Below are 22,422 nucleotides of genomic sequence, written 5' to 3' on the forward strand. Positions count from 1 at the left end.
CCGGACATCACACCAGTCGACGGCGCCAGGAGGCGACACCTTCGTCGAGGTGGAGCTCTCCGTCGGCCTGCCCGGCCGCCTCGGGGTCGTGGGTCGCCATCACCACGATCGCGCCCCGCTCCGCCTCCGCGCGCAGCGCTGTCATGGTCCGCTCCCGGTTGGCGGCGTCGAGGTCGCTGGTGGGCTCGTCGGCGAGCAGCACCTCGGCCCGCGCGGCGAAGGCCCGGGCCAGCGCGACCCGCTGCTGCTGGCCGCCCGAGAGCTCCTCGATCAGGTGGGTCCCGGACTCCTCCAGCCCGACCAGCGCGAGCGCGTCCGTGGTGCGTCGGTGCGCCTCCGCCGCCCGCACGCCGGTGGACAGCAGCGGCACCAGGACGTTCTCGGCCGCGGTCAGCGAGGAGGCCAGCCCGTTGCCCTGCGGGACGATGGTCACGCCCAGCTCCGCGGCCTGCTCGCGGCTCGCCAGCTCCGTGCCGGCGTACCGCACCCGCCCCTGCGAGGGCACCAGCGCGCCGGCCAGCGCCCACAGCAGCGTGGACTTGCCCGCCCCCGACGGGCCGGTGACGGCGACCAGCGTGCCCGGGGCCAGGTCCAGGTCGAGGTCGCGCAGGGCGACCAGGTCGGCGTACCGGACGGTGACGCCCTCGGCTAGCAGCCCGCTCATGCGCCGGCCTCCTCGGTTCGCTCGGGGATCAGGACGTAGCTGCCGTCGACGAGGTGGAAGCGCACCAGCGTGCCGGGGGCGAGGTCCTCGCGGACGTGCACCGGCAGCGGGAGGAAGCCGTCGGGGGTGACCACGGCGTACTCCTCGCCCGAGCGGCCCTCACCGCCGACCCGACCGTCGCGGATGGTGATCGTGCGCGGCAGGAAGGCGGCGACGTCGGGGTCGTGGGTGACGATCACGACGGTCGTGCCGAGGTCCCGGTTGATGTCGGCCATGCAGCCGAGGACCTGGTCGCGCGCCGGGTGGTCGAGCTGGCTGGTCGGCTCGTCGGCGAGCAGCAGCCCGGGCCGGGGCGCGATCGCGACCGCGAGCGCTGCGAGCTGCAGGTGGCCGGGCGTCAGCGCCGCGAGCGGCCGCTCGGCCTCCGCCGACAGGCCGACCCGGGCGAGCACGTCCTCGGGCTCCGGGAGGTCCTTCCCGGCCTTGCGGGCGGCGCCCTGGGCGAACCGGACGTTGTCGAGGGGCGAGTAGTAAGGCAGCAGGTTCCGCGCCGCTCCCTGGAGCATCAGCGCCACGTCGTTGGCACGCATCTCGTCCAGCTCGCGGGGCGAGGCCGCCGAGAGCTCGAGCTCGCCGACGAACACCTTGCCGGCGCTGGCGCGGAACACGCCCGCGAGCAGGCTCAGCAGGGTCGACTTGCCCGCGCCCGACGGGCCGAGCAGCCCGACCATCTCGCCGGGTGCCACGTCGAGGTCGACCCCCGACAGCGCGGCCACCTCGTGGCCCTCGGAGCGGTAGATGTGCACCAGCCGATGGGTGCTGACCCTGGTCCCGCTGCTCACACCGTCTCCCGGAGTCGTCGTACGTCGGAGCGCCGGGCCAGGGCCCGGCCGATGAGGACCGCCCCGAGCCCGAGCACGATGAGCGCACCGAGCGCGGCCGCCGCCACCACGCCCCACGCGGTGGCGAGGTCGAGGGTCGACACCTCCGGTGCCGACGCGAACAGCGGCACGATCGGCAGCGCGAGGTGGGCGCCGTACAGGCCGGAGACGGTCCCGGCGACCACCCCGAGGACGACCGCGGGCAGCTGCGCCGCGACCGCCATCGTCCCGATCGAGCCGCCGGGGATGCCGCTCATCCGCAGCGCCGCGAGGTCGCGAGCGCGGAACCGCCAGCTGCTGACGGCGCTGACGACCAGCACCAGGAGCGCGATGAGCAGTGCCGCGAGGCCGATCACCACGGCCAGCTGGAGGCTCCAGGCCGCCGTCGACTCGTCGTAGGTGCGTCGGGTCCCGGCCAGGGTCGAGGTCTCGGCCACCGTGACGCCGTGCTCGGCCAGCGCGTCCGTCGTCCGCGCCAGCAGCGCCGGGTCGTCGTCGGCGAGCCAGACCTGGATCACGGCGGTCGCGGCGACGGCGCGGCCCCGCGAGACCGCGTCGAGGTTGACCACGGTGGTGCCCGGGCGCGAGCCCGGCACCCGCGGCAGCTCACCGACGTCGACGGCCGCCTGCTCCTCGCCGTCGAGCCCGACGGTGGTGAACCGGTGGTCGCTGCCGCTCGCCGGCAGCGGTCGCGAGACCAGCGCCGGGGCCTCCGACTGGAGCCAGGCCTGGGCCATCGAGATCAGCGCCGGCCCCTCGCTGTGGACCGCGATCGTGAGCCGGTCCCTGCTCGTGGACTGCGGTTGGAACGTGCCGGTGGCGGGGTCGTCGTACGCCGTCCAGCGACCAGCGGGCCCGATGGCGGCCTCGTCGCCGCCGGGCATGCCGACCAGGTGCCGCAGGGTTGCCCGACCGTCGATGGTGGCGCCGGGCAAGGTGCTGGCCCAGACCGCGGTGACGTAGCAGCCGTCGCGGCAGGAGACGTCCGTCGCGAGGCGGCCGTGGTCGGTCGGGCCGTCGACCTGGCCGAGGGTGGTGTGCAGGGTGGCACCGCTCGCGTCGACGAGGTCCAGCCCGATCGTGACCGGGTTGGTCTTGCCGTCGATGCGCCGCGACGCGAGCGTCGAGTCGTCCACGTCCAGGGAGAGGCGGGATCCGGTCACCGGGATCGGCTTGGTGTCGGGCACGGCGAGCCGGTCCCAGACCGCCGCGGGCGTCGGGGTGGCGCCGGACTGCAGGGCGATCCGCCGGAACGCGTCGGGCACGACCGCGAGGACGCTGCCGCCGTCGGTGCCGGGCGCCAGCACCCGGACGACCGGCGTGACCGTCCGGCCGTCGGGGTCGACGTCGTCGAGCGCGGCGCGCACGGCGCGCAGGTCGTTGCCCCGGACCTCCACGACCATCGGGGCACCGGCCTCCTGGGCGGCCGCGGCGGCCCGGTTGCGGTCCCCGACCGTGAGGGCGTCGGCGGCGAAGACGGCCAGCGCGGAGGCGAGGGTGACCATCGCGACGATCCGGCGGGTCGCCGGGCTGCGGGCCGCGTCGAGCACGCTGACGCCGGCCCGCACCCGGCCGCGGGCGAGCAGGCGACGGCCGACGATCGCGGCCGAGGGGGTGGTGAGGTGGGCGAGCAGGAGACCGACCACGATGGCGAGCAGGCCGGGGGCCGCGAGCGCGACCGGGCCGTCGAGGCCGCCGGTGGCGAAGAGCACGACGACGGCACCGGCGCCCGCCACGACGAGGGCGTCGCCGACACCGAGGGCCCAGCTGGTGCGCCGCGGTGGCACCCGGCGCAGCAGCGTCTCGACCGGCTCGCGGGCGACCCGGGAGACGGCGAGCACGGTGACCCCCGTGAGCACGACGACGGCCAGCGCCAGCGCGGCCACGAACGGCAGGCCGAGCTCGAACGGCGCGTGGCCCGGCAGCACCAGCCCGCGCGCGACCCAGGCACCGAGCACGGCGAGGGCCGCGCCCGGCACGACGCCCACCAGCGCGACCGGCAGCAGCTCCCCGAGGAGCAGGCCCCGCGCACCGCGACGGCCGCGTCCCCGCAACCTGGCCAGCGCCACCTCGGGCCGGCGCTGCTCGGTGACCGCCAGCAGCACCAGCCACAGCACGACGACCGCGAGCAGGCCGAGCTGGGCCATCAGCAGCGGCACGGTCACCCGCGACTGCTTCGTCTGGTCGCGGATGTCCTTTGCGAGGCTGGGGAGGCCGGAGTGCACGTCGACGATGACGCCCGAGTCGTCGAGCCGCGACTCCTCGGCCATCCGGTCGACGGCGTCGGCCAGGGCGAGCACGTCGTCGACCCCGACATGCTCCCGGTCCAGCGGCAGGTCGACGGTGGACGTCTGTGCGTTCAGCGGCGGGAGCGAGGGGTCGGTGAACGTCGCCCGGCCGGTGAGCCACACGTCGTGCTGCACGTGGCTCGGCGGGGTCGGGTCGACGAGGCCGGAGCGACCGGTGAGCTGGAGGCCGAACCAGTAGTCGCCGGGCTGCTGGCGGTAGACACCGGCCACCGTCAACCTCATCGTGGGCACCTTGACGTGGTCACCGTTGGCGGGCAGCCCGGCCACCTTGAACGTCGTACCGACCTCGAGGTGGAAGTTGCGCGCGTCCGCCTCGCTGATCGCGACGTCGGCGACCCCGTCCGGGCATCCGCCCTCGACGAACCGCACGTGCTCGCAGGCACCGTCACGCCACACGAGGAGGCCACGGGGGTCGGTCCGGGCGCCCGGCTCGACCGTCGCCTCACCCGAGTAGCCCAGGATCGGCGTGAGGAACGAGCCACGGAACGCCGGGTCGACCTTGACGGCGACCTCCTCCGGCGAGGGCGGAGGGTTCTGGTTGACCGTCCCGAAGGTCGGACCGGGGTCCGACGTGATCGCGCTCAGCTGCAGGCCGGACACCGCCGGCTCCGCCCGCTCGACCGTGATGTCGGTCAGCGCCTGTCGCATCGCCCGGTCGTAGAGCGGCGCGAAGGCCGCGCAGGCGGTGACGAGCGCCGCCAGCGTCGCGATCGCGATGGCCTGGAACGGCCGGTACCTCAGTCTCATCTCCGCGCTCTCCCCCTCGGCAGCCGCGCAACTCTGTCACCCGCGCGGTCGGCCTTCAACCGGAATCGCCGTGTTCAGGTGCGCAGCCTGCGGTAGAGGTCGGAGTCGAGGAACGAGGGCAGCACGCGGGCGGCCGAGGCGCTCAGGTCGAGGGCGCGCGCCGCCCCGGGCTCGACGAAGACGATCTGGCGGCCCTCACCCAGCACGACGTCGTCGTCGGTCAGCGCGGTGGCGCCCACGAAGACCTGCATCGTGTCGACGCCGCCGTAGGCCTCGTGGACCACCTCGAGCTCGGCGAAGAGCTCGAGCTCGTCCGGCTCCACGCGGATGCCGGTCTCCTCCTCGAGCTCCCGCACCGCGCCGGCCCGGAACTCCTCGCCGGGCTCGAGGTGGCCACCGCACAGGCTCCACTTCTCGGGGTCGATCACCGGGTGCTCGTCGCGCTCCTGCAGGAGCAGCCAGCCGCGGGGGTCGACGAGGATCACGGTGGCGAAGCGGTGCATGGAGTCAACGTAACGGCCGGGCCCGGGCTGTCGCCGAACCCGCCGCGGGCGGGCCGATCCGCCCTATCCTTCACGCATGCGGATCAGCGTGCTCGGGAGCACCGCCGCATCCCGCGAGGGCACGGCGGTCGACCTGGGGACACCCAAGCAGCGTGCGCTGCTCGCTGCCCTCGCCCTGCACCACCCGCGCGCCGTCACCGCGGACACGCTGGCCGACCTGGTCTGGTCCGGCCATCCGCCGGCCGGGGTGTCCACGTCGCTGCAGGCCTACGTCGCGGGGCTGCGCCGGGTCCTCGAGCCGGACCGGCCGCTGCGCAGCCCGGCGGCCGTGCTGGTGACCGAGCCGCCGGGGTACGCACTGCGGGTCGGCGCGGACCAGCTCGACGCCGCCGCGTTCGAGTCCGCTGCGGCGGCCGCCCACCGCCGGCTGGGGCCGCTGACCGAGGCGCTGTGCTCGGGGCGCGACCCCGAGCCGCCCGGCGACCTCGACCAGCTCCTCGCCGGGCTGCGGGAGGCTCTCGCGCTGTGGCGCGGTGTGCCGTACGCCGACCTCGGGGACGCGTCCGCGGCCGTCTCCGAACGCGCCCGCCTCGAGGACCTGCGGCTGCTCGCCCACGAGGGCTGCTGCGCCGCCGAGGTGATGCTCGGCCGGGAGGCCACCGCGACGGCCGAGCTCGAGTCGCTCACCCGGCAGCACCCGCTGCGCGAGCGGCTCTGGTCGCTGCGGGCGATCGCGCTGGCGCGGTCGGGACGTCAGGCGGACGCGCTGGCCGCGCTCCGCGAGGTGCGCGAACTGCTCGACGAGGAGCTCGGCCTCGAGCCGGGACCCGAGCTGCGGGCCGTCCAGGCCGCCGTGCTCCGCCAGGAGGCGGTGCGCGCGCCCGCCGCACCCGGCGCCGCGCCGACCCCGGCGGTCACGCTCCCCCGTCGTACGTCGCCGTGGCCGCTGGCCGGCCGGACGGCCGAGCTCGCGGCCCTCACCGGGCTGCTCGGCGACGTGGCCGACGGCCGCGCTCCGGACCTGCCGGCCTTCGCCGCTCTCACCGGGGAGCCCGGCATCGGCAAGAGCCGGCTCGCGGCCGAGCTCGCCGACCACGCGGCGGCGCGTGGGGTGCAGGTGGTCGCCGGCCGCTGCTCGCAGGACGACGGCGCCCCGGCGCTGTGGCCGTGGGCGACGGTGCTCGGCGGCCTCGGCTCCCAGCTGCCGGTCCTCGAGCCCGGCGCCGACGACTCGACGTCCGGCTTCCGGGCGTGGGACACGGTCGTGCGCACCGTCCTCGAGGCGGCGACCCGGCGACCGCTGCTCCTGCTGCTCGACGACCTGCACTGGGCGGACACCTCCAGCCTGCGGGTGCTGCGGCTGCTCGGCGAGGCGAGTGCCAGCGGGGCGGGCGCGCCACGGCTGATGGTGGTGGCGACCTGGCGCGAGCACCCGGCGCCGACCGGGACGCTGGCCGAGGTGGCCGAGGCGCTCGCCCGGCGGCACGCGCTGCGGCTCCAGCTGCGCGGCCTGACCAGCGAGGACTCCGGTCGCGTGGTGTCCGCGGTCGCGGGCGCCGACCCGAGCAGCGACGAGGCGGCCGCCCTGTGCCGGCGTACCGACGGGAACCCCTTCTTCCTCGTGGAGTACGCCCGCCTCGCCGGGGACCGCGGCGACCTCGCGGGGCTGCTGGCCGAGGAGCAGCCGCCGGTCGCCGTGCAGGAGGTGCTCACCCGGCGGATGGAGCGGCTGGACGACGAGACCCGCGAGCTGCTGCGCACGGCCAGCGTCCTCGGGCGTCGGTTCGAGGTCGGCGTGCTGGCCGCGACCGACGGCACCGACGAGGACGACGTGCTCGACCTGCTCGAGCCCGCGGCCGACGCGGGCCTGGTCGCCGAGGACGGCGTGGACCGCTTCCGCTTCACCCACGCGCTGGTGCGCGACGCCGCGCTCGCCACGCTGCCGCGCTCGCGGCGCGCCCGGATCCACGTGCGGGCAGCTCGAGCACTTTCCGGGGAGGCGCTCACCAGCGGCTCCGGGCACGAGGCCGAGGTGGCGCGGCACTGGCTGGAGGGTGGTCCGCGGTACGCCGACCGGGCCTGGCGGGCCTGCCTGGACGCCGCGGCGGCCGCGTCCCGCGTGCACGCCCACGAGGAGGCCGTGGAGCTGCTCCGGCGCGCGGTGGAGGTGCAGGCCGACGACCTCACGGCCGACGACCGGGACCGCTTCGACCTGCTGGTCGCGCTCGCCGACGCCGAACGCCGGGTGGGCGACTGGGTGCGGGTCCGGGAGGTGGCCCACCGGGCCATCCAGCACGCCCGCCGGCTCGACGACCCCGACCTGCTCGAGCAGGCCGGCATCATCACCAGCACCGACGCGCTGTGGCAGTCGACCCAGCACGGCGAGGTCGACCCGGTCGTGACCCAGGCGCTGCGCGACGCCCTCGACCGGCTCCCCCACGGCGACGACCCGCGTCGGTGCCGGGTCATGCTCGCGCTGGCCAGCGAGATCTACTACGGCACCGGCCCGGCCGAGCGCGAGGCGCTGGCCACCGAGGCGGTCGCCATGGCCCGTCGGCTCGACGACCCCGGACTGACGCTGTGGGCCTGCCTCGGCGCCGCCATCGCGGTCTGGCGCTCCGACACCGCAGCGCTGCGCCGCGAGCTCACCAGCGAGGCCGTCGCCATCTCCCGGAGCCGCGGAGACGACCTCTCGCTCGCCACCGCGCTTACGCTGCGCACGGTCGCCGAGGGCGAGCTCGGGCTGGTCGAGGAGATGGAACGCGGCATCGCGGAGACCCGGGCGCAGGCCCGGCGGGTGCGGCACCTGTACGCCGAGATGGTGCTCGACTCGCTGGAGGTGTCGTGGTTGGCCATGCGCGGCGAGCACGAGCGCGCCGACCTGATCGTGCAGCACATGGTGGAGCTGGGCCGCACCACGGTGATCCCGCAGTTCGACGAGGCCGTCTCCGGGGCGTTCCTCGCACAGATGCTGTGGCAGGGGCGCCACGAGGAGATGGTGTCGGTCCTGATGACGCTGGACGGCACGACCTTCCTGCCGATCGCGACCACGATCGTCGCCCTGCTCTGTCGCGCGGGTCGGGTCGAGGAGGCCGAGGAGTACCACCGGACCCACCGGGACGAGGTCGTCCGGGCGATGGAGAGCGACTTCTGGTTCTCGGCGCTCGCGTGGAGCATGGCGGCCGAGTCGGCGCTGCGCCTCGGCGACCGCGAGCTCGGTGCGGCGGCGTACGAACGGCTCGCGGGGCTGGCCGGCCGGCCCTGCTGCGCCGGGTCCGGCAGCACGCTCGGGCCGGTGGACATGTTCCTGGCGATGGCGGCCGCCGCCACCGGCGAGAGCGCGCTGGCCACCCGGCACGCCGACCGCGCCGAGGAGCTGTGCGAGACGTGGCGGGTCCCGCTCGCCGCGCAGTGGCTGCGTGGCGAGCGGGACCGGTTCTCCTTCTAGGCGGACGGGCCTCAGACGGGTTCGGGCGTCCGCTCGTCCTCGGACTCCGCCGTCTCCCTCGAGGCGGGCAGCCCGTCGAGCTCGTCCCACAGGTCAGCCGAGGCCTCGGCCTCGATGGTCGGCAGCAGGCGGTCCAGCCAGCCCGGGAGCCACCAGTTCCAGCGGCCCAGCATGGTCATCGTCGCCGGCACCAGCACCAGCCGGACCACGGTGGCGTCGAGGACGATCGCCACGGCCATGCCGAAGCCGAGCATCTTGACCACCACGTCGGCCTCGGTGGCGAAGCCGAGGAAGACCGCGACCATGATCGCCGCCGCGGACGAGATGACCCGGCCCGTGGACGCCAGGCCGCGCTCGACGCTGCCTCGCGCGTCCCCGGTGGCCTCCCACTCCTCCCGGACCCGGGAGAGCAGGAAGACCTCGTAGTCCATCGAGAGGCCGAACAGGATGGCGAACATCAGGATCGGGATCCAGCTCGACACCGGGACCGCGTGGTCCATGCCGAGCAGCCCGCTCCCCCAGCCCCACTGGAACACGGCGGTCAGCACGCCGTACGCCGCGCTGATCGACAGCAGGTTCATGACCGCCGCCTTGAGCGGCACCACCACCGACCGGAACATCATGGTCAGCAGCAGGACCGACAGGCCGACCACGAATCCGACGACCAGCCAGATCCGCTCGGTCAGCATCACCGCGATGTCGGCGAACAGCGGCGTGGTGCCGGTGATCTCGGCGCCGTCGGGCAGCACCTCGTCGCGCAGGGTGCGGACCAGGTCGCTGGTGCGCTCGTCGCTGGGGCCGTACGCCGGCTGGGCCTCGAAGACGGTGAGGGCGCCGTCCGGCGTGGTCTGCGGCGGCGTCACCCCGACGATCCCGGGCTCGTCGGCGAGGCGCTGGGCCAGCGCCTCCGTCCGGGCCGGGCTCACCGCGGCGTTGTCGACCACGACCGTGAACGGCCCGTTGGCGCCGGCGCCGTACTCCTCGGAGATGAGGTCGTAGGCGCGCCGGATGGTGGTGTCGGTGCTGTTGCTGCCGCCGTCCTGCGGCCAGGTGCGCATCGCCAGGGTGGGCGCGGCCAGCGTGAGCAGCACGATCAGCGCGGCCATCGCAGCGAGGAGCGGGCGGCGGGCGACGCCCGCGGCCCAGCGGGCGGTGAGGGGCACCTTGCGGGTGTCGACCCGACCGCGGCGGACCTTGCGCGGGAGCAGGCGGTGGCCGGCCAGGCCGCACAGGGCGGGCACCAGGGTGATCGCGGCCGCCATCACGGACAGCACGGCGATCGCGGTGGCGAAGCCGAAGCTCGCGTAGACGGACAGGCCGGCGAGGCGCAGGCCCATGAGGGACACCAGCACGGTCGCCGAGGCGAAGACGACCGAGCGTCCCGCCGTGGCCGCGGCCCGGCCGGCGGCCACGCGCTTGTCGTAGCCCTGGGCGAGGAACTCGACGTGCCGGGTGACCAGCAGCAGCGCGTAGTCGATGCCGACGCCGAGACCGACCATGGTGGCGACCATCGGTGCCGAGGTGCTCACGTCCATGGTGCTCGCGAGCAGGGTGACTCCCGCCGAACCCACTGCGAGGCCGGTGAACGCGACCACCAGGGGCAGGCCGGCCGCGACGACGGAACCGAAGGCGAGCACGAGCAGCACCAGGGCCACCACGACTCCAGCCATCTCGCCGGTGCCCTTCATCTCCGAGCCGCCGGTCGCCGGCAGCTCGCCCCCGAGCTCGGTCTGGAGGCCGCTGGCCTCCGTCGGCGCGAGCGCCTTCTCGAGCTGGTCGACGCCGGCGTTGCCCATGATGTCGGGGTCGGTCGTCGGCACGTCGTAGGTGACGGTGAAGAGCGCGGTGTCGCCGTCGTCGGAGAGCCGCGGCTCGCTGACCTGCGCTGCGTGCGGGACCTCCTGCAGGTTCCGGGCCACGTCGCGGAGGTCCGCCGTGGCGAGCTTGGCGCCGTCGCGGTCGTGGACAACGACCTGCGCCGACGAGCCGCCCCCGCCGGGGGCATGGTCGCGGAGCTGGTCGATGCCCGTCTGGGCGCGGGCGCCCGGGACGTCCCAGTCGTCCTGGGGAGTGCCGCCGAAGGCGCCGGCAGCGACGAGGGCTGCGCCGATGAGCAGCAGCCAGGCGGCGATGGTCCGCCAGGGGTGGGCCGCGGCGCCGTTGCCGAGGCGGTAGAGCATGCGTGACACGGTTCTTCTCCCGTCAGAGGTGTGAGACCTGATGACGAAAGGCTCGCGCCGGGCTCTTGGAGGGCTCTTGGTGTCGACTTGGAGGCCTGGGCGCCACGCCTGGCCCATACTTCGGGCCATGAGCGACGTGCGGGAGTCCACCGGTCACGCGGAGCCGGGCGCGCGGCCGTCCGCACGCCGGCCGTGGCCGCGTATCGCGGTCGCCGTGGTCCTGGGGCTGGCCCTCGCCACGCTCGGCTACGCGCTCGGCGTCCGCAGCCCGTGGACGGCCCACCACCCGCACGTCGTGACCGGCACCGCCCAACGGGTGGCCGCGAACGTGCCCACCGGCTACGTCGACACCCCCGACGGCGACAGGATCTCGTTCCGGCTCGACGACGTGGTCTGGCGAGCCGGCGGCAGGACCGGCAGCGGCACGCTGCCGCCGTGCCTCCGGGAGGAGGGACGCAAGGTCGAGGTGCGCGCGGGCCTGCTCGAGGTCTCCCGCCCGTTCGGCTCGGGCTCCTACGTCCGCGTGCTGTCGGTGACCTGCCCGGCGTCGTGACCCCCCGCCGGCGTCGTGCCCCCCGCGGGCGCCGGTGGCCGAAATCCGAGCGCCAGCCAGCGCCACCCGGTGGTCGAGCAGCGAGCGAGTGAGTCGTCGAGACCCGCAGCCGAGTCGGGGCGCCGACCCGGGTCGGTGATCGTGGGCAGCACGGCAGGCCCGATGACCCGGTGGGTGCCGGGTGATCGGGCCCGCGGGTGCTGGGGTGCTCAGTTGGTGTCGAGCCGGATGGTGCCGTGGGGGGTGACCAGGTAGCTGCGGCCGAGGGGGCCGTGCCATTCGTAGGTGCCGTCGGGTCGTCGCCGGTATCGCCATCGGCGGCTGGTCTTCGCGCGATGATGCCGCCGGCAGAGGGGTGCGAGCCGGTCGGGGGCGGTCTGGCCCGGCGGCCCGCCCTCGTCCATCGGGACGTACGGCTCGATGTGGTCGAGGTCCGTATGCCGGGCGTCGACGGCACACCAGGGGAAGACGCAGTGCCCGTCGCGCAGGATGACCAGCTCGGCCATCCACGCTGGCGGGTCGTGCTCGTCCACCGCGCGGGTGGTGGCGAGGTCGATGACCGGCTGGATCGTCACCCGGGAGCGGCCGACCCAGTCCTTGATCAGGTCGATGCTCGCCAGCCCGAGCCGCTCCACCGTGCCGGTCACGGTGCCGCCGTCGCCACGGCCAGGGCCTGCGGTCGTGGTGCAGCCGGTGGCGAGGTCGGCCAGGGAGAGGTGGAGGTAGAGCCGGGTCTTGGGCGGTCGCGGCTTCGCGGGTGCCGCCCCTGGTGCGCTCCGGTCGGTGTCTTTTCCGGTGAGGGTGAGGAGGTCGAGGGTGGCTTGCTGGGCGGCGATCACACCGAGGGCCTTGGCCTTGCGGATCTCGAGGTCGTCCTCATCGCCGAGGGCTTTGAGCTGGGCGGCCTGGTCGCAGACCAGGTCGTGGAAGGCGGTGAGGTCGAGGGTGTCGCCGGCGACGTCGAGGTAGCTGGTGCCGTCGAACTGGCCGGGGTGGTCGTGGCGGAGGGTGACGTGCCAGCCCTGCCGGCCGCGCTTCTCCTTGGCCTCGATGAGGTCGGGGTCGAACTTGGCGATCGCGTGCGCCACGGTCGTCTCGACCGCCTTCCACCCACACGACGCGAGGCGAGGTGCGAGCTGCTCGTCCACGTAGGCCGCGGCGGCCCTGGAGAGCTGGTGGGTGGCCTTCGCGACCTGCCGCGCGCGATTGGGCTCGACCGCCAGGGCCTGCACGAGCCGCCAGATCCGGGGCAGCCGGAACTGCAGGTCGAGGGCGTCGGCGATCAGCGCCATCCCCGCCTGGGCGGAAACCTCCAGGGTCGCGGCGAACGGCTCCGGGGCGAAGGCGGCCAGCGCCGGGGTGCCGTCCCCACCCAGGGTCTCGTCGGTGAGCAGCACGCTGGGTCCGCCCCAGGTCGCGACCCCGGTGTCGGCGGTAGCGGGGTGCAGCACCGCCCAGTGCAGGGCCAGCCGCAGCTTGCCGCGCTCCTCCGCACGAGCGCCCTGCTTGCGGACCTCGAGGAGCTCGAGCACGCCGCCTGCATCGAGGTCATCGACCTCGACCGCATCCCAGTTGGCGTCTGTTTCGAACATGAGTCCATGGTCTCACCGACCACCGACAGTCGACCCCCGGAACGGGCCCGATCCGGGGGTCCTGGGGAAACCCGAAAGTAAAACTTTGGTGCGCGACCGGCCCGGGGTCGCGACCGTGCGTCGGGTGCCTACCGCGAACCGGAAGCCGGGAGACCCTCAGTGGCCGCGGCGTACCTCCCCCGTAGCTGCCGAGACCGCCATCACCCACGACCCGCAGGCCCGGCGCGGGCGTGGCGGCCCTGCCCGCGCTGCGGGGTCACGACGTCGCTCGCTGGCGCTCGCTGCTCGACGACCGCGGCCGCAGACCACAGCAGGCCTGCACACACCCAAAGGACCCTCGACGCGTCCGAGCGCCCGGCCGACACTCGAAGCATGAGCGACCTGTCCGGCGTCATCCGGTCCGAGCGCCTCGCACTCATCGAGTACCTCGAGACGCTCACTCCCGAGCAGTGGGCGGCGCGGTCGCTGTGCACGGCCTGGACGGTGCAGGACGTGGCCGCCCACCTGGCCTGGGCGCCGGTGATGGGAGTCGGCGAGTCGCTGGGCGGGCTGGCGCGGTCCGGCCTGCGGATCAACAAGTTCATCGCAGACAGCGCGGTCCGGGCCGCAACGCGCGGCACCGCCGCGATCCTCGACCAGCTGCGCGCCGACGCGAGGAGCGGGGCGACGCCGATCGGCATGCCACCCATCGCGGCGCTGGGGGACGCGGTCGTCCACCCGCTCGACATCCGGCGCCCACTCGACAGCCACCGGCCGATCCCGGCGGAGGCGTTCGTCCCGACCGCCGACCTCTTCGCCCACACCCGGTGGCCGGCGTCCATCCCGGTGGGCGGCAGCGTCGTACGCCGGATCCGCGGCCTGCGCCTGGTCGCGACCGACGTGGACTGGGCGCACGGCCGCGGCGCGGAGGTCCGTGGCGCCGCAGAAGCCCTGATGCTGGTGCTCGCCGGCCGACCGGTCCACCCCGGCGAGCTCACCGGCCCGGGCGCCGCCGTGCTCCACACCCGCCTCTGACCAGGAGTGTCCCATTCGCCCGGATCGCGGCAGACACGGACGTTGCTCCGACACCGAGGCGCTCCGACTAAGGGTGGAATCGGACCCGGAACCGGGAACCGACCTCGGCCTGCAGGCGATCAGCGAGTTGGAGCCCCCGAGGATTGAGAAGTGCCTGCGACTGGCCTCGCTCGCGGGCTGCGTCCATGTCGCGCACCCATGCCAGCAGGTCAGCGATCAGCGAGTCACTCAGACCCAGCGCTTGTCGCAGCCAGGGCGGATCGTCCGGGAGCAGGCCCTCATCGCCCCACAACGGTCCAGCGCCTTCGTCCCACATGATCCGAAGCCGGGTGCCCTCGATGGTGAAGTCCTCCTCCGCGTCGACGTCGCCATCGACTGAGCCGTCCGGGCGGAAGGCCGTCCAGTAGGCACCGTTCGGATGGTCGCCGAAGTACGGTGGCGGCGAGTCATCCCTGCGGGGCTCCATGGCCGCCATTCCAGCAGACGAGTGCCTCAAGCCGCTCGCTCATGGGGGTGCGAATCGTGGCAAGAGCGGACAGTCCACACAACCGTGACGGGCCACGGATCAGGTCAGCGTGGCGCAGTGGTCGGGCACATAGGTCGTCTGCTCCCGCGGCGGCCTCTCGTAGCCCTTCGGCTTCGGACGTGGCGGAAGCTCGAGGACCGGGGTCGCGACGTCGGTGTAGGGGATCGTCGAGAGCAGGTGCGCCATCATGTTCAGCCTGGCGCGCTTCTTGACGTCGCTCTCCACGATGTACCACGGCGCCTCGGGGATGTCGGTGTGCACCATCATCTCGTCCTTGGCGCGCGAGTAGTCCTCCCAGCGCGTGATGGACTCGAGGTCCATCGTGGAGAGCTTCCACTGTCGCATCGGGTCCTCGAGGCGGGACTTGAAGCGCTTCTGCTGCTCCCGGTCGCTCACCGAGAACCAGTACTTCCGCAGCAGGATGCCGTCCTCCACGAGCAGCCGCTCGAAGATCGGGCACTGGTGCAGGAAACGGCGGTACTCCGCCGGCGTGCAGAAGCCCATCACCCACTCGACCCCGGCGCGGTTGTACCAGGACCTGTCCAGCAGCACGATCTCACCGGCACTCGGCAGGTGCTCGATGTAGCGCTGGAAGTACCACTGTCCCTTCTCGCGCTCGGTCGGCGCGGGCAGCGCGACGATCCGGGCCACCCGCGGGCTGAGGTACTGCGTGATCCGGGTGATCGTGCCGCCCTTGCCGGCGGCGTCGCGGCCCTCGAAGATGACGACGACGCGCTGCTTCTCCGCGCGCACCCACTCCTGGACCTTGACCAGCTCGGCCTGCAGTCTGACCAGCTCGGCCTCGTAGACCTTGTCCGGGATCGGCTCGTCGGGCCCGGAGCCGTGCGCATGCTTGGCCATGCCCCACCCTAACGGCGCCGCGCGACCCGCGGGACGGTCTCACAGCCGCGCGACGAAGCGTCGCCCGCGGATCGCCTCCTCGACCAGGCCCGCCGCGCGGCGCACGCCGAGCAGCCGCGCCTCCTCGGCCTGCCAGGTCTGCACGGCCGCCTCGACCACGTCGAGCTGCGCCACGTCGCGCAGCGCGGCCCGGGCCTCGGAGAGCCCCCGGCGCACCGCCGCCTGCTGCGCCTCCACGTGCACCACCGCGAACCGCGCGAGCACGACCGGGTGCCGGCGCAGCGCCGGGTAGGAGCGGTACTCCGGCGGGCAGATGTCGAGCAGCCAGTTCTGGGCGGTCCGCTCCCAGTCGGGGGCGTCGGGCGGCCGGACCGGGGCCGGCCAGCCGGGCGGGGCGACGTACGTGGGCACCGTACGAGCATACCTCGCGATCGAACACCTGTTCGACCTATGAGCGCCTCGTCCGGATCAGGCGGACGCGTGCCCGTGCAGGTACGCCTCGACCAGGCCGCCCAGGCTCGGCAGGTGGTAGCCGCCCTCCTGCACCACGACCGTCGGCAGCCCGAGCCCACCGAGCGCCGCACCCGCGCCGCGGTAGCCGTCGGCGGTCACCAGCAGCGGGCTCTCCGGGTCGTCGGCGGCGGCGTCGACGCCGAGCGAGACCACGAGCGCCCTGGCGCCGGACGCCGCGACCCAGCCGGCCAGCCCGGCGACGGCCTCCAGCCAACGGTCGTCGCCGGTGCCCTCGGGCAGCGGGAGGTTGCGGTTCGCGCCGGCCCCCTCCCCCGCGCCGGTCTCGTGCGCGTGCCCGAACAGGTGGGGGAACCACCCCGCTCCCGGATCCACGTGCACCGACCCGTAGAGCACGTCGGACCGGGTCCAGAAGATCGCCTGCGTCCCGTTGCCGTGGTGGGCGTCGACGTCGACCACGGCGACCCGGTCGTGGCCGACCCGGCGCAGCGCCTCGGCCGCGACCGCCGCGTTGTTGAGGTAGCACGAGCCGCCGTACGCCGCGGGCGTCGCGTGGTGGCCCGGCGGTCGACAGAGTGCGTACGCCGTGCGCTCCCCCGCCGCGACCAGGTCGACGGCGGTGAGGGCGCAGTCGACGGCGGCCCGCGCGGCCGGCCAGGTGCCCGGCCCGACCAGGGTCATCGTGTCGTAGCACCACTGCCCGGCCTGCGCGTGCAGCGCGACCGGCGCGGTGGGCGCCATGCCGGCGAGCAGCCCGGCCGTGGGGAAGAAGTAGGGCACCACCCGCTCCTGGCCGACGAGCTCGGCGTAGGGGCCCGTCGACCAGGCGTCCGCTGCGCCGGAGAGCCACGCCAGCAGCCCGGCGTCGTGCACGGTCCCGAGCACCTCGCCCCCGTGGCCGGTGGCCTCGTGGAGCGGGTGACCGTCGAGCGCCGCGAGGATCGCGTCGACCCGCTCCGCCGTCTCGACCGCGGGGGTGGCAGCGCCCACCCAGATCTCGTGCCGGGGGTCGTGGAGGCGGGTGTCCGCGGACCAGACCACGGGGACCCGCGCGGGAGCGGAAGTCACCGGGCCAGCATCGCACCGCGGCGGGCCTGCCTCGGGCAGGATGGGCCCATGCCGCGCGCCCGTGACCTCGGCCTCCGGACCGGGGGCCTGCCGACCGGCCCGACGAACTCCGTGCTCGACGTGGCCGGCGTCGGCGTGGGCCACGCGACCGTGCACCGCGACGAGCCCGCACCCCCGCAGGGCCGCGGCGTCGCGCGCACCGGGGTCACCTGCGTGGTGCTGGCCGAGGACGCCTACCACCGCCCGGTCCCGGCCGGCGGCGCCGTCCTCAACGGGGCCGGGGAGTGCACGGGCTTCCTGACCGCTGCCGAGTGGGGCTCGGCCGAGACGCCGGTCTACCTGACCTCGACGATGCAGCTCGGACGGGTCTACGACGCGGCGTGCGAGATCGCCCTCGAGCAGCACGCCGAGGTCGCCGACGACGTGGTGATCCCGATCGTCGGGGAGTGCGACGACTCCCACCTCAACGACTGCCGCCGTATGCAGGTCATCGCCGACGACGTCCGCGCCGCGCGGGCGGCCGCGCTGGCGAGCCGGGGCACCGGCGTACCGCCGGAGGAGGGTGCGGTCGGTGCCGGCACCGGCATGTCCTGCTTCGGCTTCAAGGGCGGCATCGGCACCGCGTCCCGGGTGACGCCACAGGGACACACCGTCGGCGTCCTGCTGCTCACCAACTTCGGCACCCGCGACCAGGTCGTCGTGGCCGGGGTGCCCGTCGGCCGGCTGCTGCCGCCGGCGACCGCCCCCGGCCCTGACTCACCCGCCGGCTCCTGCCTTGGCCTGGTCGTCACCGACGCCCCCGTCGACGGCGCCTCCTGCGCGCGCCTGGCCCGGCGCATCGGGCTCGGACTGGCCCGCACCGGCTCGGTCGCCCACCACGGCAGCGGCGAGATCTTCCTGGGCTTCGGCACCGGCCTGCGCCTGGACCGCGACGGCACCCCCGACCGCATCGCTCTCGCCGGACGCGCCCTCGACCCGCTCTTCGCGGCCGTGGTGGAGGCGGCCGAGGAGGCCGTCCTCAACTCGATGCTCACCGCACCGACCACGACGGGTCGCGACGGCAACACGAGCGAGTCCCTGCACTCTTCGGAAGTCCTCGCGCTGCTGGACGACGTACGCGCATGACCGGCACCCAGCGCGAGGTCCGGATCCCCGTCGGCAACGGGGTCGAGCTGGCCGCCACGCTGTTCCTCCCCGACCCTTCCACCGGACCGCAGCCGTGCCTGCTCGAGGCCCTGCCCTACCGCAAGGACGACCTGACGTCGTCGTACGCCACCGGCTACGAGGTGCTGCGCGACCGGTTCGGGTACGCCGTGTGCCGCGTGGACGTGCGCGGCACCGGCTCGTCGTCGGGAGACGCGACGGACGAGTACCCGCCCGAGGAGCAGCGCGACCTCGTCGAGGTGATCGCCTGGCTGGCGGCGCAGGAGTGGTGCGACGGAGGGGTCGGCATGTTCGGCACGTCGTACTCCGGCTTCAACTCGCTGCAGCTGGCGTGCGAGCGGCCACCGGCCCTGAAGGCGGTGTGCGCGATCTACTCCAGCGACGACCGCTGGACCGACGACGTGCACTGGCGTGGTGGCGCGCTGCGGCTGGTCGACCTCGTGGACTACTGCCACTACATGACGCCGATGTGCGTGCTGCCGCCGGTGCCGGCCGTGTGGGGGGAGACCTGGCGAGCGGAGTGGGAGCGACGGCTCGCGACCAACGAGCCGTGGGTGCTGACCTGGCTGCGCGAGGACGCGCACGGAGACTACTGGCGCGGCGGGTCGGTGCGGCTGGGCGCCGACGGCTCGGGCTACGAGCGGATCGGCTGCCCGACGATGCTGGTGGCGGGCTGGGCCGACGGCTACCGCAACAACTCCTTCCGCACGGTCGCGGCGCTCGCCGAGCAGGGCGTCCCGCACCGGCTGCTCGCCGGCCCGTGGGCGCACGCCGACCCGACCCACGCGATGCCGGGCCCGCGGATCGACCTCGACACCGAGATGGCCGGCTGGTTCGACCAGTGGCTGCGTGAGCCCGCTGCCTTCGACTCCCACTGCGACGTCTTCGTGCGGTCCTCCACCCGGCCCGAGCCCGACCTCGACCTGCACGAGGGGCACTGGCTGCGGCTGCCGTCGGTGCCGCCGACCCGACCGCACCGGGTGCCGCTCGACGGCCCACGGACGCTGCCGGTCCTGCCCGACGTCGGCACCGCCGCCTGGATCGACTGCGCCGGCCACCTGCCGTGGGGGCTCTCGACCGACCAGCGCACCGACGACGTCCGCTCCCTGACGTGGGACACCGACCCGCCCGACGGCGTCGTCCTCGGCCAACCGCGCGTGCGGGTCCGGGTCAGCGCCGACGCGCCCGCGGCGTCGCTGTCGGTCAAGCTCTGCGACGTCTTTCCCGACGGGACCTCGGCGCTGGTGGCGCGGGGGACGCTCGACCTCGCGTTCCGCGACGGCGTGCACGGGACTCCCGCTCCACTGGTGCCGGGCGAGGAGTACGACGTCGTCCTCGACCTCGACGCCTGCGCCTACACCTGGTCCCCCGGCAACCGGCTGCGGGTCAGCGTGGCGGGCTCCGACTGGCCGAACACCGTCGCTCCCCCGGCTCCCGTGACGCTGACCGTCCACGGCGGCTCGCTGGAGCTGCCGCTGCTCGTCGGCGACCATCCGGCGCCCGCGTTCACCCCCGGGGCCGAGCACTCCTCGGAGAGCGCGGACGACGTCACCTGGGAGATCCGCGACGACGTGCTGCGCCGCACCACCAGCGCACGGACCCGCGTGGTGTCGGAGTACGACACGCCGTACGACGGCCGCGCACGCGAGGACTACTTCGGCGAGGTCGTGGTCGACCGGCGCTCCTTCGCGCAGGGCGCCCACGCCCAGACCACGTTCGAGCTCACCTGGCCGGGCAGCACCGTGCACGTGCGCTCGGTGATGGACGTGGCGGTCACCGGTGACGGGCTCGACGTCGTCATCGAGACCTGGGCGCGGCTCGACGGCGAGCCGGTCTCGCACCGCACCTGGCGCGAGCACGTCCCCGCTCGGCGGTGGATCCGGGCTCAGCCCTCGTAGGGCACCTCGACCGCCCAGAACTCCCCGTCCTGGTTGGCGGCGTCGTAGAGCGCGTCCGCGACCCGGTCGGGGGTGAATGCGCCCTCGCGGGACAGGGTGCCGCGGACGGTGACGGTGACCGCGCGGATGCCGTCGGGCTCGAGCGTGGTGTCGAGGCTGCGCACCAGGTTGCGGACCCCGGCCTTCTGCACGCCCAGCGACGCGGCCCGGTTCCACGGCTTGTCGGCGGCCATGCTGCCGGTGACCGTCACCCGGCCGCCCGCCTGCAGGAACGGGCGCGCGGCCTGCACCGAGGTCAGCAGCGCGCCGACGCCGAGGGCGACGTCCTCGAGCAGCTCGGCCACGGTGAGGTGCAGCGGGTCCTTCTCACGGAAGGCGCTCGGGTTGAAGTGGAGCACGTCGATCCGGCCGAAGTGCTCGCCCAGCCGCGTCACCGCGGCGGTGCACGCCTCGACGTCGGTGATGTCGGCGACCACGACCTCGACCTCCACGCCGCCGTCGCGCAGCATGCCCGCCAGCTCTTCGAGCTGCGCCTCGTCGATGCCGAGCAGCCCGACGTCGTGCCCCTCGCGGGCGAAGCGGCGCGCCACCGACCCGCTGACACCGGGACCGGCTCCGACCACGACGACCACGGGGCTGCTCATGTCGCCACCCTAGATCCCCCGCAGATCGCCTGCGCCGGAACGACCGCGCGCTTACGATACGGCTGCTCACCGGGCCGGGGCCCGGCCGCGCGTCCGAAGGGGGTCCTGTGCCGGGTCCACCTCCCCACCCACGTCAGGTCGACGGCTACGTCGCAGCGCGGGCCCTGGGCCTGCTGCCCCGGGTGCCCGAGACCCCGCCGTCACCGCTCCCGCGCACGGCGCGGCGGGCCTTCGTCACCTGGCTGGCGACGATCCCCGTGGGTGCCGTCGCGTGGCTCCTGCTCGCGTCCCTGGTCGTCGGACCGATCGACCGGTGGCAGCCGGTCGCCGGACCGGCCCTGCTCGTGGTCGGCGCCGTGGTGGTGTTCGTGCTGCTCGTCCTGCGACCACGGGCGCGCGTGGCCGACATCTTCCTGGACGAGCTGGCCGCCGGCCACACCACGTTGCCACTGACCGTCGGGGCCTTGTGGGGAGTCAACACCCGTCGCCGGGGCGTCAACTACGCGGAGCCGTGGGACTTCCGCGGCGTCTGGGTGCTCGACGGCAGGGGCGGGGTGCGCTCGGCGCCGGACCGCGGCGTCGACCCACCGGGCCTGTACCCCTCACCCGAGCGGACGGGCCAGCTCCAGGTCTGGACCGGGAGGGTGTGGACTCGCAAGTTCCGGACGCCGGCCCGCCCCTTCACCACCCGATCGGGTCCGCGCTAGGCGACGGAGTCCGCGTGCACCGGCAGTCCGACGTACGCCCGCGAGACCAGCCGGACGAACCGCTCGACCGCGTCCTCGGCCGGGGCGAGCGGGCCGGGCGCGAAGTGCGGGGACGCCAGCCCACGCTGGACGGACTCGCACGCCGCCCAGTCCTGCCGGTTGGTGATGTCCCAGAACTCCACGGCGTACGCCGGGTCGGGCAGCGTGCCGTCGGCCGACGGCAGCAGGAACCACGAGCACTCGATCCAGGTGCGGTCAGGGGCGAGCGGGACCAGCCGGTGGGCCATCACGTAGTCGGGGTGGGCGGAGACCAGCAGGTTGGGCAGCAGGTGGAGGTACTCCACGGTGGTCGGCGAGACACCCGGGATCGGGTTGCCGTCCGACTCCCCCGTCAGCGACATCGTGGCCATGCCGTCGCGGAGCACCATCGAGCCGCCCACCCACGCGCCGGGCAGGTCGTAGTTGTCGCCCGACGTGGGCGGCGTGACCTGGCACAGCTCGGGATGGATCAGCGGGCAGTGGTAGCACTCGTGGTAGTTCTCCGCGACGATCTTCCAGTTCGCGGCGATCTCGTAGGTGTGCCGGTCGGCCAGCCGCAGGTCCCCGGCCCGGTAGGGCTCGACGACACCGGCGAGCTCACCGAGGTGCTCGGCGAAGGGGACCACGTCGGGATGGCCGAGCGGGTGCAGCGCGTGCCCGAAGACCCAGCCGCACCAGGTCTCCACCGGCAGCTCGACCAGCGAGTACGCCGACGGCTCGAAGCCCGGCTCGTCCCGGTAGCCGGGCGCCGCCACCAGGTCGCCGGCCAGGTCGTAGGACCACGCGTGGTACGGGCAGACCATCGAGTGGCGCCCCGACGCGTCGCCGTCGGGCAGCAGCTCGTGGGCCCGGTGGCGGCAGGTGTTGGCGAACATCCGCAGGCGGTCGCCGTCCAGGGTCAGCAGCGCCGACACGTCACCGACCATCACCGCCCGCTGGGTCGCGGGCCTGCCCTCGAGGTACGCGGGGAGCAGCTCGTCGAGTCGTCCGAGGCAGGTCCAGGTGCCGGCGAAGAGGTGGCGTCGCTCGAAGGCGAGCACCTCGGAGGAGGTGTACGCCGCCGCCGGCAGCATCGACGGGACCGCGCCACCGCGCGCGCGGACCTCGTCCTGCAGGCGGGCCAGGTCTCCGGTCATCGCGTCCTCCTCACGCC

18 protein-coding genes are annotated in these 22,422 nt (G+C 74.4%); 6 read left to right on the forward strand and 12 right to left on the reverse strand.

The genetic code is table 11. The annotated features are described in order from the left end of the window. Nucleotides 1-7: 7 nt before the first annotated feature. The 4 genes from ACZ43H_RS08995 to ACZ43H_RS09010 all read right to left on the reverse strand — a co-directional run bounded on the left by ACZ43H_RS08995 (nt 8) and on the right by ACZ43H_RS09010 (nt 5,104). The gene (locus ACZ43H_RS08995; protein WP_464589508.1) at nt 8-664 is read right to left on the reverse strand and encodes an ABC transporter ATP-binding protein; all 657 of its coding nucleotides are present in this window, start codon (nt 662-664) and stop codon (nt 8-10) included. After that, on the reverse strand, nt 661-1,506 hold the full coding sequence (locus ACZ43H_RS09000) for an ABC transporter ATP-binding protein (RefSeq protein ID WP_464589509.1): 846 nt from the start codon (nt 1,504-1,506) through the stop codon (nt 661-663). The genes ACZ43H_RS08995 and ACZ43H_RS09000 overlap by 4 nt, the downstream gene beginning before the upstream one ends. Further along, on the reverse strand, nt 1,503-4,601 hold the full coding sequence (locus ACZ43H_RS09005) for an FtsX-like permease family protein (protein WP_464589511.1): 3,099 nt from the start codon (nt 4,599-4,601) through the stop codon (nt 1,503-1,505). Before ACZ43H_RS09005 ends, ACZ43H_RS09000 begins: the two co-directional genes overlap by 4 nt. Before the next feature lie 74 nt (nt 4,602-4,675). Beyond that, a complete protein-coding gene (locus tag ACZ43H_RS09010; RefSeq protein ID WP_464589512.1) occupies nt 4,676-5,104 on the reverse strand; it encodes an NUDIX domain-containing protein in 429 nt (142 codons plus the stop codon). Nucleotides 5,105-5,180: 76 nt separating this feature from the next. Here ACZ43H_RS09010 and ACZ43H_RS09015 point away from each other — a divergent pair, with 76 nt between their 5' ends. Continuing rightward, complete coding sequence (locus ACZ43H_RS09015) at nt 5,181-8,552, forward strand: ATP-binding protein (protein ID WP_464589513.1); 3,372 nt, start codon at nt 5,181-5,183, stop codon at nt 8,550-8,552. Nucleotides 8,553-8,563: 11 nt separating this feature from the next. Here ACZ43H_RS09015 and ACZ43H_RS09020 read toward each other — a convergent pair whose 3' ends face one another. Continuing rightward, nucleotides 8,564-10,732, reverse strand: coding sequence for an MMPL family transporter (locus ACZ43H_RS09020; protein WP_464590781.1), 2,169 nt, complete (start codon nt 10,730-10,732; stop codon nt 8,564-8,566). Between the two features lie 127 nt (nt 10,733-10,859). On the opposite strand from ACZ43H_RS09020, the gene ACZ43H_RS09025 reads away from it, so the two are divergent. After that, entirely contained in the window at nt 10,860-11,285 is a 426-nt protein-coding gene (locus tag ACZ43H_RS09025; protein ID WP_464589514.1) for a hypothetical protein, read from the forward strand. Between the two features lie 209 nt (nt 11,286-11,494). On the opposite strand, the gene ACZ43H_RS09030 is transcribed toward ACZ43H_RS09025, so the two are convergent. Further along, nucleotides 11,495-12,877: an HNH endonuclease signature motif containing protein gene (locus ACZ43H_RS09030; protein WP_464589516.1), complete on the reverse strand. Its 1,383-nt coding sequence runs from the start codon at nt 12,875-12,877 to the stop codon at nt 11,495-11,497. 372 nt (nt 12,878-13,249) lie between these two features. Between ACZ43H_RS09030 and ACZ43H_RS09035 the strand changes: the two genes are divergently transcribed. Further along, nucleotides 13,250-13,891 carry a maleylpyruvate isomerase family mycothiol-dependent enzyme gene (locus ACZ43H_RS09035; protein ID WP_464589518.1) on the forward strand — a complete coding sequence of 214 codons (642 nt, stop codon included), beginning with the start codon at nt 13,250-13,252 and terminating at the stop codon, nt 13,889-13,891. 67 nt (nt 13,892-13,958) lie between these two features. Here the strand turns inward: ACZ43H_RS09035 and ACZ43H_RS09040 are convergent, their stop codons facing one another. The 4 genes from ACZ43H_RS09040 to ACZ43H_RS09055 form a co-directional block, all read right to left on the reverse strand. Next, entirely contained in the window at nt 13,959-14,357 is a 399-nt protein-coding gene (locus ACZ43H_RS09040; protein WP_464589519.1) for a hypothetical protein, read from the reverse strand. Between the two features lie 99 nt (nt 14,358-14,456). Then, nucleotides 14,457-15,278 carry a polyphosphate kinase 2 gene (gene ppk2, locus ACZ43H_RS09045; RefSeq protein WP_464589521.1) on the reverse strand — a complete coding sequence of 274 codons (822 nt, stop codon included), beginning with the start codon at nt 15,276-15,278 and terminating at the stop codon, nt 14,457-14,459. A 39-nt stretch (nt 15,279-15,317) separates the two neighbouring features. After that, on the reverse strand, nt 15,318-15,689 hold the full coding sequence (locus ACZ43H_RS09050) for a hypothetical protein (protein ID WP_379180329.1): 372 nt from the start codon (nt 15,687-15,689) through the stop codon (nt 15,318-15,320). A 57-nt stretch (nt 15,690-15,746) separates the two neighbouring features. Then, nucleotides 15,747-16,817, reverse strand: a complete 1,071-nt coding sequence (locus ACZ43H_RS09055; RefSeq protein WP_464589523.1) for a histone deacetylase family protein — start codon at nt 16,815-16,817, stop codon at nt 15,747-15,749. Nucleotides 16,818-16,865: 48 nt separating this feature from the next. Between ACZ43H_RS09055 and ACZ43H_RS09060 the strand changes: the two genes are divergently transcribed. Both ACZ43H_RS09060 and ACZ43H_RS09065 read left to right on the forward strand, forming a co-directional pair. Continuing rightward, the gene (locus ACZ43H_RS09060) at nt 16,866-17,942 is read left to right on the forward strand and encodes a P1 family peptidase (RefSeq protein WP_464589525.1); all 1,077 of its coding nucleotides are present in this window, start codon (nt 16,866-16,868) and stop codon (nt 17,940-17,942) included. Further along, nucleotides 17,939-19,879 (forward strand): CocE/NonD family hydrolase, encoded by a 1,941-nt coding sequence (locus tag ACZ43H_RS09065; protein ID WP_464589527.1) that lies wholly within the window; start codon nt 17,939-17,941, stop codon nt 19,877-19,879. The genes ACZ43H_RS09060 and ACZ43H_RS09065 overlap by 4 nt, the downstream gene beginning before the upstream one ends. Here the strand turns inward: ACZ43H_RS09065 and ACZ43H_RS09070 are convergent. Beyond that, a complete protein-coding gene (locus tag ACZ43H_RS09070; protein WP_464589529.1) occupies nt 19,867-20,523 on the reverse strand; it encodes an SDR family oxidoreductase in 657 nt (218 codons plus the stop codon). The two genes, ACZ43H_RS09065 and ACZ43H_RS09070, sit on opposite strands and share 13 nt — an antisense overlap. 107 nt (nt 20,524-20,630) lie before the next feature. Between ACZ43H_RS09070 and ACZ43H_RS09075 the strand changes: the two genes are divergently transcribed. Further along, on the forward strand, nt 20,631-21,230 hold the full coding sequence (locus ACZ43H_RS09075; protein WP_464589531.1) for a hypothetical protein: 600 nt from the start codon (nt 20,631-20,633) through the stop codon (nt 21,228-21,230). On the opposite strand, the gene ACZ43H_RS09080 is transcribed toward ACZ43H_RS09075, so the two are convergent. Next, on the reverse strand, nt 21,227-22,405 hold the full coding sequence (locus ACZ43H_RS09080; RefSeq protein WP_464589532.1) for an aromatic ring-hydroxylating oxygenase subunit alpha: 1,179 nt from the start codon (nt 22,403-22,405) through the stop codon (nt 21,227-21,229). The two genes, ACZ43H_RS09075 and ACZ43H_RS09080, sit on opposite strands and share 4 nt — an antisense overlap. Between the last annotated feature and the right edge of the window lie 17 nt (nt 22,406-22,422).

The sequence above is a fragment of the Nocardioides sp. DN36 genome (genome assembly GCF_055380375.1).